Below are 18488 nucleotides of genomic sequence, written 5' to 3' on the forward strand. Positions count from 1 at the left end.
AAAACTACCTGCTGAGACTCCTACTAATTCAAAGCTCTACACGGCCACTCTGAGCCTGTCGAAGGTACAGTCGACAAGCGAGCGTAGTCGAGAAGTGTCACTTCGAGTGCCGAACGAGGTCTGCGACCGAGACCGGTGTATCGAGAAGCCTGGAAAACGACGAATATACTAACTACTAAGACTTCTCGATACGCCTGTAGCTCCGCTAGCGCTCTGCTTCAGCCACTCGAAGTGACAGTCAACTGCTGACTAATTCTAAATGTGGAGTGCAGAGTGATGAGTTAGGAGTTATTTTCTATTTCGTATTTCGTATTTCTAATTTTTTATTTTCGGCCTTCCTGAGTGATGCGACTCAAGGAGCATCGTATCGAAGGGTCTACTTCTCACCTCTCACTTAAATGACCTATTTCGTATTTCGTATTTCGTATTTCTAATTTCCCTTTGCTACTAGAAAGCTTAGGCTTAAGCTCAAAAATCAATAATAATAATAATAGAAATAATAATAAGGAATAAAAAAAGACGCCTTAGCGTCTCCTTTTATCTAATATCTGATGTCTTAAATCTAGCGTCTATTTAAAAACTTTTCTTAAACCGCTCCCACAGGGATGGTTTCTCCTGCCCGTAGGCATAGCCGTATTTATTGCCATATCCAAAATTGGCGGTTTTCACATCGTTGATCACAAAACTGACATCATGCAGTTTCCCGTCGTTTTGCGCATCAACAGCAAAATTAAGTAGTTTTTTCTCGGTATAGCCGGCACGGGTAACGTAGAGGATCAAATCGGCATATTTGCTGATCAGGAAGGTATCGGCTACCAGCATCGAAGGCGCCGTATCTACGATTACATAATCAAATTGCTCCCGCAATTCGGCAATCATCTGCCCAAATTTCTTCTGTCGCAAAAGTTCTGATGGATTGGGCGGAATACTCCCCGACAGGAATAATTTCAGCTTGGGATGAAACTTGGAATCGTGTACCAGTTTCTCGAGCGTATGATCGTTACTCACCAAATAGTCGCTTACCCCGAGTAAACTCTTCGACTGAGAATCATAGCGCTGCAACTGCGGATTGCGCAGGTCGGCCCCAATAAGCACCACTTTTTTTCCGGTATTGGCCAGCGTGACCGCCAGGTTGATCGAGGTAAAGGTTTTTCCCTCCCCTTTTACGGTTGAGGTGGTATAAATACAATAACCTTTCCCATCGGTCTCGGCATTCACCAGCAAATATTGAAGATTAGTAGTTAAAATCCGGAAGGACTCCGCCAGCACCGAACGGTCGTTTTCGGTGATCAGATCAGACTCGCCCCGCACGATACGAGGCAATTCGCCAACTATAGGAATTTGTCGGGTTACTTTTTCGATATCTTCCCGGCGTTCGATCTTATTGTTCAGCAGGCGGCGGATGTAAATCACCCCAAACGGAATGAGTAAACCGCCCAAAATAGCCCCTAACAACACACTTCGGCGGTTGGGAGAAACCACCTGAGCCCCGTAGGCCGGGTCTACCACCTTGGCTTTGGGTACATTGATGGCCTGTTTCAACGCGTTTTCTTCGCGTTTCTCCAGTAAAAACAAATACAATTCTTCCTTGATTGACTGGTTACGGGCTTTAACCCGAAACTGCCTTTCGTTGGCCGGAACCTGACGGATGTTTCCATCAATTCGTGCGGCCTGCCGGTCCAGATCGTTTTGGGTAACTCTTAGGTTATTGCGTAAATTCAGCAGGCTCTGATTGATACTTCCTCTCAGGGCTTCAATCTGATCTTCCAGGCGCATCACCACCGGGTTTTGCTCACTGCTCCCCTGCAACACCTTGTTGCGTTCCAGCACCAGGGTATTGTATTCCCCAATCAGGCTGTTTACCCCACCTTCTTCAATCCCCAGATTTACCGGCAGGGTACGGGTAGTGTCAGAATTTTGAAGATATTCTAGCATCAGGTTCACCAGTTCGAGCTGGGTGCCTACCTCCCGTTGCCGGGTCTCAAACTCCTGCGCACTGCTTAAAAACAATTCGGCCTCGCTTTCTATATTGGTAAGCCGCCGCTCTTCTTTAAAATTTTCAATATCCCCTTCTACATCATCCAGATCTTCCAGAATAATATCCAGACGCTCCTGAATAAATTCACCCGTATTTACCGCGACCAGGTTTTCATCAGCGATCGCGTCTTTATTGTACTCGACAACGAGTTGATTCAAAACATCCCGGGCCTTTTGAGGTACATTATCCTGCATACTCAACTGCAGCAGCGAGGCCTGTTTATCGGGTAATGCAATATTTAATTTAGCTCTGTAGGCATTGGCTACCGCTGCTACAGGCAGAAACTGTACCTGCAAATCAAAAGGGCTACCGCTAATTTCAGATTCCCGATAGGAGACCACCACCGTGGCAAAACCCAGATCAATAGGGCTGTCCAGACTACCGCTAACGGATGATCCGCTTAGAGGCTTCAGTACAACACCAGTTGTTCCCTCCCGGCTAACCTGAAAGCTGCGGGCTGCCGAGGATAATTTTTCCAGTTGCTCCTCATTAAGCTGCACAACACTCAGTTTTATGGGACTGTTAGTATACAACTCCACATCTTTAACACTGCCTTCAGCCGTATATTGTACGTTCAGATTCAATGCTCGCACTACATTTTCCATCAGCCGGCGTGAACTCAGGATACCTATTTCATTGGCAATGCTATTACCACCACTACCGCTTACCCCCAGTTGTTCCAAAGCAGCCAGCTCGGTAGATCCGCTTTTATCATCCTTAATTAAAATGGTGGAACTCGTACTATACACCGTGGTCGCATAGCGCAAATAGGTAAAGGCCAGTACCACCAGTAAAACTACCGAAATGATAAACCAGGGCCAATACCTCAGGTATTTATTCAATTCTTCCCGAAGATCCAGACTTTGTTCAGAAGTTGTTAAGGTGTTTTGACTCATACTTATCGGGTAAAGATTAAGGCAAGAGAGATCACTACCGAGGCTACGCCCAGATAGGTAGAGACCGTGCTAAGAAGTCCGGCACGCTGCCGCTGCCCGTTATTGGGCTCTACGTAGATCACGTCGTTTTGCTGCAAATAATAATAAGGCGATTGGGTAATCCCCGCATCGGTAAGATCTACATAATTATAGGTCATCTGCCCGTTTTCCTTACGCATAATCAGTACATTATCCCGCCTTCCGGTAATCAGCAAATCCCCGCCCAGGCTCAGGGCCTGAGGCAAACTCAACTGATAGTTTGGTGTCGTATAGGTTCCCGGCGCCCGCACTTCTCCCAATACACTCACCTGAAAATTAAGAATACGTACGGTTACCAGCGGATCTTTTAAAAAAGGTCGTAAGCGCTCTTCCAGCATCCGGGCCAACTCAATATTGGTATACCCGCTCACCGGGATACTGCCCAGTTCCGGAAATTGAATAGTACCGTCTGCGTCTACAATATAGGATTCGAGTTGCACATTAGCAGCCTGTGGCCCTTCCAGACCCGCTACCGATTGAGTCAGGTTATAGGGTGTTGCAGCATCCTGCTCGGGGGCAGACACCCGTATGGTCAGCTCGTCATTGGGCTGAATCTGAATACTCCGGGCTTCAGTAACCGGTACCGGGCTCAGGGCTTCCGCATTGTTAAAATACACCACCTCCTTCCGGGATACGCACGAACTGACTAATAAAACCAAAGCCAACAAGGTCGCTTTTGAAAGACTTCTTAATTTGATTTTCATGAATTCACATTGATTGGGCAAATATAGTATTTATTGGCAGGAAGCAAAGTCAATAGGCCTTTTCCTCCCCGCGCACGGCATTCAATATGGTCTTGATGATGATCTTCACATCCAGCCATAGCGACCATTTCTCCACATAAAAAATATCCAAACGGGTACGGTTTACAATATCGGCCTGCTCCATAATTTCGCCCCGATACCCGCGTATCTGGGCCAGACCGGTAATCCCGGGCTTTACAAAGTGGCGTACCAGATACTTATCTACCGAACTTTGGTATTGCTCGGTATGCAGTTCCATATGCGGGCGCGGCCCCACCACACTCATATCCCCCAAAAACACATTAAAAAACTGGGGCAGTTCATCAATACTGGTGCGCCGCAGTACCCGCCCCAAACGCGTCACCCGGTCGTCGTTTTTGGTCATCATCCGCCGGTCGGCATCTGCGGTAGTAATCATCGAGCGAAACTTATAACACCAAAACACCCGCTTATTTACCCCATGCCGCTTTTGCTTAAAAAACACAGGCCCGGGAGCATTAATCTGCATCAGGATGGCAATAAGTGGGCTTAACCAACTTAAAATAAACACAATAACCAATGCGGAAAAAACCACATCAAAACTGCGCTTTAAAGCCTGGGCATAAGGCCGGTCCAGCGGTAACTCCCTCAGGTTTAGCACCGGGATATTCTCATACAATTCGATGGTCATCGCCCGCGTAAAAATCTCCTTATTGTCGGGTATGATCTTGAGTTTGGTCAAATTATTATCGGCATAGGCGATCAGATTAAACAACTGGGGCTGTGACAACCGCGAAGCCATACAAAAAATTTCATGCACATCATGCTTGCGCATATAGGCAAAACACTCCTCTACCTTCCCCAGATAGGTGGGGCTGGGCGAATGCGCGTTATCAAAATAACCCAGATAGCGATAGCCCAGATCGGGCTCATCAAACACCTTGCGTATTTTCTTGAGATTGCGGTCCCGTCCGATGACCACCACATTCACGGCGTTCCCCCCTTCCTCCCGGTATTTGGAACGTGCCGCATAAAACACAACCCGATACACCAGGAGCAGACCAAACAACAAACCCAAAATGCCGAGTTGCCGCCCGGTATCCCCCTTGGGAAGATCGGCCAGGCTAAACCAGGCAAAATAAGCCAGCCCAAACAACACATACAATTGCAGGGGCTTGTGAATATTGGTAAAAAACCGCTCCTTTCGGGCGGTGGGATAATAGTTCAGCGCATAGGCTGCCATTAGCCAGCTGGCATTATACACGAGCACAGACCCGGGCATCAGATAGGTCTCCGGGCTAAACCAAAACAACACCCCGTTAATCAGGCTAAGGTGTACAAGGATCGATATGGGTACGATAAACAGCGAGCGCTTCATAACGGGTATTCGACTGCAGGCAAAGCTAAGGGCTTTTAACTAAATTTTTTAAATTTTGGAATCAGATATTGTGGGATTTTCCGGCCAATCTTGGAAAATAGCGTTAGATAGCCCGGCAACTCAAACTTTCGAATAATCTGTAAATCTTCAGCCGACTTCCGCTTTTGCAGGCTGGCCGTGGTGCTTTTACCTCCCAAACGCATCTTAACCAGCCAGGCGTTTAAAAAATAGCTATTTAAAGCAGGAGCCTTAAACCAGCGGAGCGAAATCTCATAATCACTCGCAATTCGGTAGCCTTCATCATACAGACCATAGGTATCAAAAACTTCCCTTTTGACATAAATAGTGGTATGTAAGGGAATCCATCCCCAGTTTAAATACCGCTTCTTAAAGGGCTTACTACGATAGACCCGCTTAACGGTATTAATGTCTTCCCGGTCAACGTACATCCCATTACCGTAAACCAGATCAGCCCCGCTCTGCTCAAAGGCCGCTGCCACCTGTGCCAGGGTATCCGAAGCGTAAAACAAATCATCCGAATGCAAAATGCCGATCACAGCTCCGGTGGCTTTTTGAATTCCTTTGTTAAGCGCATTATAAAGTCCCTTGTCCGGTTCAGAAACGTAGTACCCCAATCGGTCTGTATAGCGTTCAATCACTAACTGCGTGCCATCGGTAGAACCCCCGTCAATAACAAGATGTTCTACATTAGCATAGGTCTGCCCCAATACACTCTCTATACACGAAGCGATATGCTCCCGGTTGTTATAGACTATGGTAATGATGGATATTTTCACGAATTGGTTTATTTGTTAATTGTTAATTGTTATCAGGAATGTAAAATTCAGAATTCAGAGTGCTGAGTTAGAAGTTATTTCGTATTTCTAATTTTTTATTTTTCGGAACCCTGAATGATGCGACCCTAAGAGCATCGTATCGAAGGATCACTTCTCACCTCTCACCTCTTACTTTTCACTTCTTACTTCTCACCGCTCATTTGTAATTAATTATTTCAACATAAAAGTCCGCGAACTGCCCACTGAGACTGCCAACTAATTCTGAATGTAGAGTGCAGAGTTAAAAGTTATTTCGTATTTCGTATTTCGTATTTCGTATTTCGTATTTCGTATTTCGTATTTCTAATTTTTTATTTTTCGGAACCCTGAATGATGCGACCCTAAGAGCATCGTATCCAAGGGTAACCTCTCACCTCTCACCTCTTACTTTTCACTTCTTACTTTTCACCGCTCACTTATAATTACCTATTTCCATATAAAAGTCCGCGAACTGCGCACTGATACTGCTGACTAATTCTGAATGTAGAGTGCAGAGTTAAAAGTTATTTCGTATTTCGTATTTCTAATTTTTTATTTTTCGGAACCCTGAGCATCGTATCGAAGGGTCACTTCTCACTTTTTACCTCTTACTTCTAACTCCGCCTTTTTAACTGTTAACAGATAACCAGTAACTACGAAGTACGAAGTACTCCGTCAAAATAAGCAATCGTCTGCTCCAGCCCATCCCTCAGTTTCACTTTCGACTCCCAGCCGTTAAGCTTTTCATACGCCAGGGAAGTATCCGGCTTGCGTTGCTTGGGATCATCCTGAGGCAATGGCATAAATTTCAACTTAGATTTAGACCCTACCAAATCCAATACGTTTTCGGCAAGCTCCAGCATGGTAAACTCTCCCGAATTCCCGAGGTTTACAGGGCCTGTAAAGCCGGGCTCGGAAGCCATCATCCTGCAAAAGCCTTCAATCAGGTCGTCTACATACTGAAACGAACGGGTTTGGTTACCATCCCCAAAAATGGTGATATCTTCTCCCTTTAAGGCCTGTACGATAAAGTTAGAAACCACCCGCCCGTCTTCCGGGTTCATTTTAGGCCCGTAAGTATTAAAGATGCGTACGATTTTGATATCTACCCCATTTTGATTGTGATAGTCCATAAACAGGGTTTCCGCACAGCGTTTCCCTTCGTCATAACAGGAGCGTAAGCCGATGGGGTTTACATTTCCCCAATAGCTTTCGGGCTGCGGGTGTACGGCAGGATCTCCATAAACCTCAGAAGTACTGGCCTGTAAAATTCGGGCTTTTACCCGCTTGGCCAGACCCAGCATATTAATGGCTCCCATTACGGAAGTCTTGATGGTCTTGATGGGATTGTATTGATAATGTACCGGGCTGGCAGGGCAGGCCAGATTGTAGATCTCATCGACTTCGGCATAATAGGGCTCGGTCACATCATGGCGTACCAGTTCAAAATACGGGTTATCTAAAAACTCCACAATATTCTGCTTGCTCCCGGTAAAGTAATTATCGAGACAGATCACTTCGTTTCCCTCCTTTAATAAGCGCTCACACAAATGCGAACCCAAAAAACCGGCGCCGCCGGTCACTAATATTTTTTTCATGATTGTAGTTCTTTAATTTTCGTTTGTATTTGAAAGAAGTATTGGGCTTTATATTTAGAAAAATAATAGCCTTTACTCCCGTCTAAAAAACCGAGTTTCAGAAAATAATTTCCAATAAAATAGGCCATCGGCATAATTCCCCAGCTGATCAGTTGGTATTTCAGGCGCTGCCGGGAGTTCAAAGCCGCAAAACCGGTTTCCTGCAGTTTGATAAAGCGCCGGGCTTCCCAACTGCTGTAACTGTTATGCTTGGCGATATAATGCTCCAGACCCTTATAATCATTATGGTCTATATGGGTTTTAAAGGTACCTACCTGCCCTTCCAGAATGGGATGCTCATGCACCTCCATATCCAGATGGCTCCAGCTGTCTTCGGCTATACGCTCGTATTCCCCGGCAGATTTTTTAAACAACGGCAACTTTTTAAAAACATCACCGTGTTTCAATTGCTGGCCCATAAAGTAGTTGCGGAAGGGAATCCAATACCCCACATATCCCGGTCGGTTTATGGCTTCACGCAGCTCGTTAAGGAATTCGGGAGTCACATACTCATCCGCATCCAGAAACAAGACCCACTCGTTTCGCAATTCGATGTTGCGTAGCGCCCAGTTTCGCTTTTTGGGAAATTGCCCGTTCCAGTAAAATTGTGCTACCCTGGCCCCATACTGCTCTGCCAGCTTCAGGGAAGCATCGGTGCTTTGCGAATCGAGGAGGATCAACTCATCAAAATCGCTAAGTAAAGGCAGCGAGAGCTGCAGATTGCGCTCCTCATTTTTAATGGGGACTAAAACACTAACAGGTATGTTACTCATAGTCTTTAATTATACGTTTTTTGATTACCTGTGCAGGATTTCCACCAACTACGTTCCAGGCAGCTACGCTTTTAAACACCGCTGCCCGGGCTCCTACAACTGCACCATCTGCAATACGCACCCCGGGACCTATAAAGGCATCTGCGGCAACCCAGACCGAATCCCCAATTTGGATCGGCTTACAGATTAAGGGAAAATCGGCCTGCTCAAAATCATGAGTCGAGGCACAGAGATAGGATTTTTGAGAGATGATGCTGTGGTCTCCAATGCTGATTCGTCCCTGATTGTAACAATCGACTTGAGGTCCCAGAGTCGAGAAAGCTCCCAGTTTCAGATTACGGGGAGACCAGATTTTAACCGAGGCATAGATATGTGCACTGGGATGCAGTTCAGCCCCAAATAGCCGTAAAACCAGATTGCGCCATGTTTTAAATAGCCTTCCCGGAAAAGGCCGGAACAGCAACATATAGCTCACATTCCAGACCACGCGGTAGAGCTTATTCTGCAAACCAAAATCGGAAGTATACTGAGATAAATCGGTCTTATTCATGTTGTTGTAATACCTGTTTTAAATAAGCTGCGGCTTCTGCAACCCGATACCGGGTTTGATACAATTCCCGAGCGTTATGCGCATACTCCTGTTTCAGGCGGTCTTCCATAACGAGCAGGTGCTCCAGTCCTGAAGTAACCCCCTCCAAATCGTCAGCAAACACCATTCCCGCTCGGGCATCGCTAATTTCCCGCCAAATATTTACCGGCTTACTGATGGCGACCGGAGTATGGCAGGCCAGCGCTTCCACCACCGCGATCCCAAAATTCTCCTGATGGCTGGGTAAGATAAACCAGTCTGCCCCATACAGGGCGCCCCATTTGGCATCGCCCTGCAGCATCCCGGGAAAATAAATCGGCAAACCTTCGGCCAGTTTCCGCAACCCGTTACCATATGCGGTATCCATCCCCGGCCCGGCAATGACCAAAATAGGAATTTGCGGGTTTTGCTTATAATGGCTACGGTAGGCCTGTATTAAAAGATCTACTCCTTTTTTTTGATGTACCCGGCTTAAAAAAAGCCAGTAGGGCTGCGCCGCAGCCTGAGGACACTGTTCTAAAAAAGCCTGTTGATGGATTGTGGTTTTTTGGGGCGGTTCCTGTATCCCATACCCCACATTCAGTTCGGCTTTGGGATGGTATCCGGAAAAAGTGGTACGCGCCAACAGCAATTCCTGCTCGCAGGTAAATAAAACCCCGTCTACCCCATTGACTACATGTTTTTCTAACAACTGCCAGAACACCCGGTTACGCAGGGCTTTAAAACGCCGCTCGGGCGCCTTTTGAAAATAAGGATCCAACATCCCATGCGGCATAACAAAAAATTTGGGTACGGGCTTCCCGGCACCTTTAAGCTGCTTCCAGGTGCGGTAGGTACCGTAGCTGGTATACAGCCACAACCCGTGTATAATTGCATAATCGTAATCCCCCAAATGCTGCTCCAGCCATGGTTTTAATGCAGCAGTGTAGCCATAAGGAGTTTTTACCGGTCCCAGGGCGGTAATTTTAAATGCATCGCTTCCCAAAAAGGCGGCATCTGTAGGGTCTAAACAAACCACCTCGGTAGTTACCCCAAGCTCCTGCAGGGCTGGGATACTGTTACGAATGCCCTGACAGGGGCCTCCAGAGGCCGGGTTCATTGATGCTATGATACGTAGCATCCTCATAACTTTTCCTTTTCTGACCATTTCTGAGAAACGATCTGTTTATAGATTAAGGCTATATGATCTAGAGTTTTTGAAGTGTTAAAACGTTTGGCGTTTTGAAGTCCGGCTTCTACGAGGTTGAGGCGTTCCCGATCGTTCAAATCCAAAAGCATTTCCAGTCTTGCCACTCCGGTAGTAATAAACTCCTCGTGATCCTGATGCTTTCTTCTTGGGATATACCAGGCTGCTTCCCCACCTACCTCATTCATAGGTGCTGCTGCCGTTGTGATGACCGGGCAACCACTGGCCTGAGCCTCAGCAATAGGCCAGCCAAAACCCTCTTCAAGCGAAGGATAGAGCAAAACCAGTGCACCCTGATAAGCCATACGCACCTGTTCATCTGAAAATCCGGTACAGAAATGTACCCGGGCTTTAGAATGCATCGTTTTTCGATAGGCAAGCAGATTTTCATTAGGAGCGGTACCTACCAGCAATAGTGGTGCGGCATCGGGGTTTTGAGCGCTGTAGGCTTCATAAAGCTCCAGCACACCGAGCCGGTTTTTATAAAACTGATTGCCCCCCACGTGTAAAATATAGCCTGTATTTAAATCTAAATTCAAAGCCAGTCCTAAATCTTTTCGAACCTCAACCGGATTGTTGGGTTTAAACTCCTGATTAAACCCATTATACACTACTTCTGAAATTTGGGGCGTATGCTTTAAAAAAGCTTGTAAATCCTGTCGGGTTTTTTCAGAGATACAAATAAAACAATTTCCCTGCCGGTATCCCCATCTGATAAATTGCTGATACCAGCGCCCGGTAGTGCCTACGGCTTGTTCCGGAAAGGCTCCTTCCGCTGCCCGTTGGGCCAAAAAATCATGACAATGAATCACATGGGCCTTTTTCTTTACCAGCGGTACCCAGGGGCCTAAAGCCTGATCGGCAAACACATACAAATCCGGTTCAGCTTGCCTGCGCAGCTTAAAAGCGAGGGGAAAAACAAGGTATTGATCCAGATAGCCCAGCCATTTTTTAAAAAATTTTGGAGCGGGAGTTTTATAAAAAAAAGCCCTGGCCGTACGCACGCTTACGTTGTGACCTCGCTCCCGCATGCCTTGCTCCAGCATGCGTGCATACCGCGGCATACTGTTTGAATTCAAAAATGCAGGATGGGTAAATAAAACGATGCGCATAGTTAATGGAGTACTGGTTTTAACCCCAAGTAAATGGCTTCAAAATTATACTCATCAACCAGTTCCAGAGAAGTGATTCCATCTGCTGCCAGAGCATTCCCGTACAATACCGCCTGCAGACTATCAGTCAGGGCGGCTACATCCCCGGTTTTAAATATAAGCCCATTAGCTCCCGGTCTCACCAGATCAGAGGCACACCCGGTCAAATCAGATAGCACCAGATTTAAATTAAAGTTCATAGCCTCATTAACCGAAAGCCCCCAGTTTTCGCCCTGCCCTGAGCACATGACAAAAACATCCCCCAAAGCATACCAGTTGGGAATTTCAGATTGGTTGACAAAGCCGGTAAGAATAACCTGCTTTATTTGGTGAGTCTTAATATAGGCTTCCAGCTCCCCGCGCAATTCCCCGTCTCCTACAAGCACAAGCCAGCAATCTGCCCGGTTAAGCTGCCTAAAAGCCTGCAATAAATCGAGAGGACGCTTTTTAGGAATGTATTTGGCACTAAAAACAATAACCTTATCACCTTCGGCAATACCGTATTTCAAACGAAGTGCCTTGGGATTGGTTTGTATCCTGCGAAAACGCGCATTATCAATGGCATAGGGCACATGGAGAATTTGGGCATCGGGTATTCCATAGGATTTATAAAAGGCTTTATTCTCCTTCCCTACTGCACAGAAATAATCGATTCGCGGGAACAGAATAGCTTTAAGACCAAAACGCTTGATTTTTTGTTTAAATCCGGTTTTTAGCAGTTCATGACTATATGGCATATCATTGCGAATGCAAATGGTATGCCCGGCCAGCCTCCCAAGCATCAGCACCAAAAAATGAGTCAGGTAATTCCATCCGTGTACCACGATCACCGCCGGCTCTATTTGAAAAAGCCGGTAGACCAGTCTGGGATTGATCAGACCAAAAAAGCGACTGCTGTCTTCTTCTTTAAACCCGTAATTTTTAAAGAAGTGATAGGCATAGCCTTCCAGCAGGGGAATATCCCATTTTATGTTGACGCCAAATTCCCGATCCATTCTACCCTTGATGGATTTATCGGAACAATACCAGGCTTCACACTGCACACCTCGCGTATTCAAATAGGCATATAAGGGAGCAAAATATTGGATGGGATGCGAATTGATAAAGATGAGTTTTTTAGGCATAATACGCTATAGTATTAGGTATTTGAAGAATCCAGTTGAAAACGGGCATCGTAATGCTGTAAAAGAATGACAATTCCTATCGCGCCCCACCAATAGATACTAACAGGGGGTTGAATACTTAAGGTTCCTACCAGTCCGGTAACCAGTATATAGCCCAGAAAAAAAGCGGCACACATAGAAAGCCCCCGATCGCGAATCCTTCTCCAGCGCTGCCAGCAATATAAAAACATATAGATTCGAAATCCATACCAAACCACTATCAGATAAAGCCCCCCCTCCCAGGCTGTAGTGGCAAAATCGGTTTCCGTCCAGATATTAGCCCGGATTCGGGCGGCATAACGGCTTATTTGATCGACCCCATTGGTCATGACGCCTAGGCCCTTTCCAAAAACAAATGCGATGGGATTATCTTCCTGCAATATATTCTTGAAACCTCCGGTAAACGATCCCAACACCCGTCCTTGAATCTCCTCAGTATTGCTTTGCCCATTATAACCCGATGACCGCTGGGTATAGGCGGCAAAGGCATCCGGTTTAAAAACAGGCAGTAAAAGCAGTAAGGCCAAGAGACCCAATATAGGCACAACAGACTTTTTAAGCACAAAACTCTGGTTTTTAAATAGGGAAAAAATTAAACCCAAAGCAAAGACCGAACCGGCACCAAAAACTGCCGTCCGCCCCCCGGTCACAAAAACTCCAAGGATCAGACATCCCAAATATAAAACAGGCAGAAACTTAGTAAATGTGCTTCGTTTTACTCCACTGGAAGCCCGCAATTCCGGAAAATACAACAGACTAAAGACCACAGCACTGATAAAATGTAAAAAAAAAGAAAATTGCCCTGTAAATGAAAAGCTAGAAGATACCCTTAAAAAACCGGCTGCTGCAAAACCCGATAAATTGCCCCCATCTACAGCCCGGTTTAACCAGTGTGTTGCAGGCAATTGCAGTTGAATCAGAGCGATGATTACTGTTGGAATAATAAAAAAACTGAGCGTTTTAAAAAACCTTACAAAGCGTTCAAAATCCCCATCTATAAAAGCGCTAATCAGTAGACTCCCGGTAATCGCGTAAAAGACATACTGCTTCAAACCCCAGGGTACCAGTACCGGGTCGTAAAACGCGTGAATAACAAGAAGCGGTATAAAAAGCGCCAGCAATATCCGTACAACACGATTATACTTATTCGATTCCAAACTCACCTGTTTGATCCTGAGCAATTGCACAAGCGCATAGGCCAGTATAATATCCTTTCCAAAAAAAATTAGGGTGCTCACCAACCCGGGCACGAGTTTGCGTAACAACCCCTCTACAATTAAAAGAATAAAGAGACTGTAACACAACCGTTGCAGGAGAATAGGATAACGTCTTAAATCACTCATCTTGGCTTTTTAATTGGAGACATGCTTTTAAAACCGCTGTTAACCGGCTTAGGCTTTCTGCCCAGCCGTCTAAAGCGCTTGCCTGTTCAAAAGCCTTTCTAGACATCGTATCCCGCAACGCTGTATCGGTTGCCAAAATCCGTAATTTTTCAGCTATGGCCTCGGCTGATTGAATGGGAACTATAAACCCCTCTTCTCCGTCGGTAAGTAAATCCATACCTCCCGAATTGGTAGTCGTGATTACCGGAAGCCCGTAAGATAGAGCCTCTCCTAAAACAAGCCCAAAGCCATCCTCCAGAGTAGGCAGGCAAAATACATCTGCACCCCGGTAAGCCTGTTCCAATGCCTCTCCTTTCAAAACCCCGGTAAATTGTACATTATCGGGCAACTGCAAATCGGCAATCCCCGACACCTTTGCCTGTGGTCCTACCAGTTTAAGTCGTATCGGTAAATCCTGGAGCAGGCTAAGTGCCTGTATAAGATAACGAAGGCCCTTTCGCACCGATATACTCCCTACGTATAATACCTCTATAACGGAGTCAGAACCCCGTTTTACTGGTCTTACTTCGGGCAGGGAAAATCCATAGGGCACCTTTAGCAGTTTTGATTCCGGGAATCCTTTTTCTAAAAAACTCTGGCGTACAAATTCAGAAGGTACGAGTATATAGTCAGCTAAATCATATTCAGCAATGCGGCGCTTCACTTCCCGTTTGGGAGAGCCCTGCCAGGTTAACCTCAGACGTTTATACTCTTCCTGAAGCAATTCTTCCTGATAGGCAATATGAGAGTTTACGACTTCCACTACACTCACCACACCCAGTTTTCGGGCTCTTTGCAAACTTCTTAAGCCGCAGCCATTGTAAAACAGGATCAAATCGCTCCCGGGTACATACCGGCTTAAAACCACATCCTGCTCCAGCTTGGCCCAGTAGGCCAATTGCCGTTGAAAACGATAACCTACGGGTAAACGCAGGCTCAATACATATAAGCTCTGCAACAAATCGGCCTTAATCATCGGAAATCCGGGTTCCGTTATAGGAGAACGTTTACTCAACCGGGAAAAACCACTGATAAATTTATACAGCCCCCCCCGTTGAAACAGGCCTTTAGCGTAAATATAATGATGGGCGCGATTGGGAGCTGAATAAAGTATTTTCATAAAAACCGAGTCACAATTGAGCTATGAGCTCAAGATATTGGGAACTTATAGCACTGGCAGTATGCGCTTTTAAATGCGCAGGCATTTGAGATTTAAGTTTATTTTGGAGTTCAACATCATCGAGTAGGACTTTGGTTTTATATACCAGATCCTCCAGATCATTTCGTTTAAAAGCGATACCGGCATTGCCTATAGCATCCTCTAGTCCACAATCATCAGAAACAATGGGAATACATCCACAGGCCATACCCTCAAGAGCAATAATCCCAAAGGGTTCTTTCCAACGCGAAGGCGCCAACAAAAACCGATGATCATTAAGCAGGTCTACAATTTCTGCACCGCGTTTGGCTCCCACGAGATGTACGCTATCTTCCAAATGATACTTAACAATTAAGCGCTCTATGCGTTCTTTATCTTCGCCAGTACCAATGATGGTTAAAGAATAATTCTGCTTAGATGCTCCCGCGTTATTCAAACGGGAAATAAGCTCAACAGCAAGATCTGCTCCTTTATCACTAACCAGCCTGCCCAGGAATACAAAATCGCGATGCCGCTCAAGATGTTTATCGTAAAACAGCTCAGATTTATAGGGATTGTGAATGACCACAGCATTGGGATAGATTCCATCTTGTATACTTTCACTTACAGCACATACCTGCTCGGCTTGTTTCAACCACAATTTTTTAAGGTAGGATTTAAAGGATGCCTTTTTCTTTAGATCGTAAAACCAGGTTTGTAAAATAATGACATGCTTTTTTCGAATAAACAGAAGCGGCCACGAAAGCTGGAGGCAGGGATTATGTTCTACAACACAATCTGCCCATAATAGCGTTTTCAGAAGTTGTGAAATTCCAGGTTTTCGTATTACTTTATAATCAAAAGGCTCCTGATCTTGGTACGTTGTCCAGGTAATTACCTTAACCCGGTTACCCTTATTTTGAAATTCGTCCGCAAATATTTCCGAAATAATTTCTATCCCACCTATTGCAGGGTAGAAGCTATGTGTGAGAATTACTATATTCATACGATTAAATTCTACTGAATTTTATACGTTTATCTGAAATCGAATGAAATTTAGACGTTCTCAGAATTGCTTTGAAGTAAATTAATAAAAGGGGAAAGCCTATCAGGTCGTGCTAGTTTACTTGCTTGGGACTGCGCAAACAAGAATTGATCAAAGTTAGCTTCACTAAATACGGAATTATTATAAGCATCATTAAAAAAACCTTCTAACTCTATTTCTCCTTCATTAACCGGGCAGGCTACAGGTATGTGGTGCTCGAGAAAAGCGTGTACGCTTCCGCTTTTACCTAATAAATGTCTTGGAACACTAGTTACTCCCAGATCGGCAAGATGAAATTCTTTTGATAATGCTAAATGATCTAAAAAACCCATTAATTTGATTTCAGTATCATCCTGCAATACTTTTTGAAGTTCTAATTTAAATTGCTCCTGTTTTGAACGTCCCCCACCCAGTAATACAAATTCAGGCATTAATTTGTTGCCCCTTAAAATTTCGATAAATCTGACCAGGAATAAAATCAAAGCAGGTTTAGGCTCCATTTGACTGAATAATACTATTCTAAATTGTGCCTTATTATTGGGTTTTAGTATATCTGAACCGGAAGGATAAATATTTGAAAATATAGATAGGGGTAATACTTTACGACCAAAATGATTTAATTTATTTTGATAAAATGGAATTTGAGTAGTGATTAGTTTAGGATCTAGTTTAACTATTAAGTTCCTAATAATTGCTCTTTGTAAAAATTGTACCAAATGCTGTTTAAAATTCAAGGGGTAAATCCACAATTCGTGAAACATGATATGCAACTTAATGGAGGTATCTTTTAGTAAAAGTATCTTATATAAGTTTAATGGAAGACCTTTTTTTTGGTATGCATAAGGTACAAATTGCAAACTTATCCATTGAGGTTGAAACGTTTCAAGCAGCTGAAGATAGGATTTTCTACGAATTCCAAAAGATTCGGTTTTGGATATACGTAAACACGGCACCAGCACTTTATTAACCTTCTGATTCTCCTGCACTATCCCGTTAACAGTTTTATCATAGAGCGAAAGAATAAAGATCTTCTGTTCTTTTTTAAGGAATTCACCCGCCAAGATTCGGGAATAATCCCCAACTCCATCCTTACCTGGTTCCAAGGAACCACAGATGAATAAAATTCTAGATTCGCTCACCAATTTTTCTAGCGGGTATACCAGCCCATATTTCGTTAACTCCTATAGATTTTGTTACTACAGCACCAGCAGCAACAATTGCGCCTGCTTGAATCGCCACGCCCTTAAGAACTATAACGTTAGCACCAAGCCAGACATTATCTTCAATCATAATTGCTTCAGAGGGACATTGCTGATTTCTCATCAGGTCATCTAAAGAAGTACCATGATTGTGGTCTATAAATTTACAACCGGAAGCAATGAGACAATCATTACCAATTTTAATGCTACAGGTTATATTGAATTCAGTATTTCTTCCAAGAAAAACATTATTCCCAATTTGAATACCTGTTCCTAGTTTATATATACCATCAAATTTAAAAACTACATTTTCTTCAATATCCACATTAGCACCTAATCTTACTTGATGAGGCCAGGTAACTGTAGTTTTATTCAAATAAGTTCCTTGACCTATCTTCATTCCAAGAAACTTGTAGAGGATCGTATTTATTAAATTTGAAGATCGCTTAAATACTTTAAATCTAATTTTAAAAAATATCCTTGAGCATAATGATTTAAAAAACATATGAAACTAAATATAAAATCATACTTTGAAAGTAGAACGATATCAGATATCAGTAAGTATCAATAAACAATTAATTCTATAATATAAACTTATAAACAATTATTTTAAATCTAAATTGATGCAAAAAATATAATAATCATTAAAGTACAAGATGTCAGATCATAATTGGTTTTTTTGGACAAAAAAACTCTTTTAATTAATAATATTATACCCCGTAATTTTAAATTCGTTATGTCCATATTTTGAGAATTATGATTTACTTGAATAGTCTTATATAAGATGCATCATAATTATAAGATGGTAATCTTTGTTTAATAATTTTAGCAGGTATACCTGCAACTACTTTTAATTCAGGAACACTTTTAGAAACTAAACAACCAGCTGCTGCCACTACACCTTTAGATAAAGATACTTTAGGCAAAATTATTACGGAAGTTCCAATCCAAACGTAGTCATCAATATTAACAGGAAAACACCTTCCTTTCATATCATCATCCATGTCATGATCCGCGGTTAGTATGGTAACATTTGAAGATATCGATACATTATTTCCAATAGTCACTTTTCCACGAGTATCTATTCTACAATTTTCATTTATTATGGAATTTTCTCCAATGGTGAGATTTCTAGCAGCATCAAAAGTACAACCAAGGTTTATTGCACTTCCCCTTCCTATTTTAAATCCCATTATTTTTTTATAATAAAATTTTCTTACAAAATGCGAAGGTATCTTGTTTATTACATGATTAGCAAAATATAGTCTTAGCTCCGATAATATTCTCTTCATAAAGAT

At 43.7% G+C, this 18488-nt stretch carries 16 protein-coding genes; all 16 read right to left on the reverse strand.

The features are described 5' to 3' along the window. Positions 1–573: 573 nt before the first annotated feature. The 16 genes from CJ305_RS15675 to CJ305_RS15750 all read right to left on the reverse strand — a co-directional run bounded on the left by CJ305_RS15675 (position 574) and on the right by CJ305_RS15750 (position 18482). Complete coding sequence (locus CJ305_RS15675; RefSeq protein ID WP_099647245.1) at positions 574–2934, reverse strand: GumC family protein; 2361 nt, start codon at positions 2932–2934, stop codon at positions 574–576. Between the two features lie 2 nt (positions 2935–2936). Next, positions 2937–3716, reverse strand: coding sequence for a polysaccharide biosynthesis/export family protein (locus CJ305_RS15680; RefSeq protein ID WP_099647246.1), 780 nt, complete (start codon positions 3714–3716; stop codon positions 2937–2939). A 49-nt stretch (positions 3717–3765) separates the two neighbouring features. Continuing rightward, positions 3766–5112, reverse strand: a complete 1347-nt coding sequence (locus CJ305_RS15685; protein WP_099647247.1) for an exopolysaccharide biosynthesis polyprenyl glycosylphosphotransferase — start codon at positions 5110–5112, stop codon at positions 3766–3768. Positions 5113–5147: 35 nt separating this feature from the next. Further along, the gene (locus CJ305_RS15690) at positions 5148–5909 is read right to left on the reverse strand and encodes a glycosyltransferase family 2 protein (RefSeq protein WP_099647248.1); all 762 of its coding nucleotides are present in this window, start codon (positions 5907–5909) and stop codon (positions 5148–5150) included. A gap of 671 nt (positions 5910–6580) precedes the next feature. Further along, a complete protein-coding gene (locus tag CJ305_RS15695; RefSeq protein WP_099647249.1) occupies positions 6581–7525 on the reverse strand; it encodes a UDP-glucuronic acid decarboxylase family protein in 945 nt (314 codons plus the stop codon). Then, the gene (locus CJ305_RS15700) at positions 7522–8337 is read right to left on the reverse strand and encodes a glycosyltransferase family 2 protein (protein WP_099647250.1); all 816 of its coding nucleotides are present in this window, start codon (positions 8335–8337) and stop codon (positions 7522–7524) included. Before CJ305_RS15700 ends, CJ305_RS15695 begins: the two co-directional genes overlap by 4 nt. Further along, entirely contained in the window at positions 8330–8887 is a 558-nt protein-coding gene (locus tag CJ305_RS15705; RefSeq protein WP_099647251.1) for an LbetaH domain-containing protein, read from the reverse strand. The genes CJ305_RS15700 and CJ305_RS15705 overlap by 8 nt, the downstream gene beginning before the upstream one ends. Then, a complete protein-coding gene (locus CJ305_RS15710) occupies positions 8880–10046 on the reverse strand; it encodes a glycosyltransferase (RefSeq protein WP_223248895.1) in 1167 nt (388 codons plus the stop codon). Before CJ305_RS15710 ends, CJ305_RS15705 begins: the two co-directional genes overlap by 8 nt. A gap of 2 nt (positions 10047–10048) precedes the next feature. After that, complete coding sequence (locus CJ305_RS15715) at positions 10049–11224, reverse strand: glycosyltransferase family 4 protein (protein ID WP_099647252.1); 1176 nt, start codon at positions 11222–11224, stop codon at positions 10049–10051. A 2-nt stretch (positions 11225–11226) separates the two neighbouring features. Next, positions 11227–12387 (reverse strand): glycosyltransferase family 4 protein, encoded by a 1161-nt coding sequence (locus CJ305_RS15720; RefSeq protein ID WP_099647253.1) that lies wholly within the window; start codon positions 12385–12387, stop codon positions 11227–11229. 14 nt (positions 12388–12401) lie between these two features. After that, positions 12402–13769 (reverse strand): hypothetical protein, encoded by a 1368-nt coding sequence (locus CJ305_RS15725; RefSeq protein WP_099647254.1) that lies wholly within the window; start codon positions 13767–13769, stop codon positions 12402–12404. Continuing rightward, complete coding sequence (locus CJ305_RS15730) at positions 13762–14928, reverse strand: glycosyltransferase family 4 protein (protein WP_099647255.1); 1167 nt, start codon at positions 14926–14928, stop codon at positions 13762–13764. Before CJ305_RS15730 ends, CJ305_RS15725 begins: the two co-directional genes overlap by 8 nt. 10 nt (positions 14929–14938) lie before the next feature. Then, positions 14939–15952 (reverse strand): glycosyltransferase family 4 protein, encoded by a 1014-nt coding sequence (locus CJ305_RS15735; protein WP_099647256.1) that lies wholly within the window; start codon positions 15950–15952, stop codon positions 14939–14941. 50 nt (positions 15953–16002) lie between these two features. Continuing rightward, positions 16003–17130, reverse strand: coding sequence for a glycosyltransferase family protein (locus tag CJ305_RS15740; RefSeq protein ID WP_143469399.1), 1128 nt, complete (start codon positions 17128–17130; stop codon positions 16003–16005). Then, positions 17117–17590 carry an acyltransferase gene (locus tag CJ305_RS15745; protein ID WP_099647258.1) on the reverse strand — a complete coding sequence of 158 codons (474 nt, stop codon included), beginning with the start codon at positions 17588–17590 and terminating at the stop codon, positions 17117–17119. The genes CJ305_RS15740 and CJ305_RS15745 overlap by 14 nt, the downstream gene beginning before the upstream one ends. A 361-nt stretch (positions 17591–17951) precedes the next feature. After that, positions 17952–18482, reverse strand: a complete 531-nt coding sequence (locus CJ305_RS15750) for an acyltransferase (RefSeq protein ID WP_099647259.1) — start codon at positions 18480–18482, stop codon at positions 17952–17954. Positions 18483–18488: the final 6 nt, after the last annotated feature.

This window comes from Leeuwenhoekiella nanhaiensis (genome assembly GCF_002744755.1).
In the GTDB taxonomy this organism is placed as follows: Bacteria; Bacteroidota; Bacteroidia; order Flavobacteriales; family Flavobacteriaceae; genus Leeuwenhoekiella; species Leeuwenhoekiella nanhaiensis.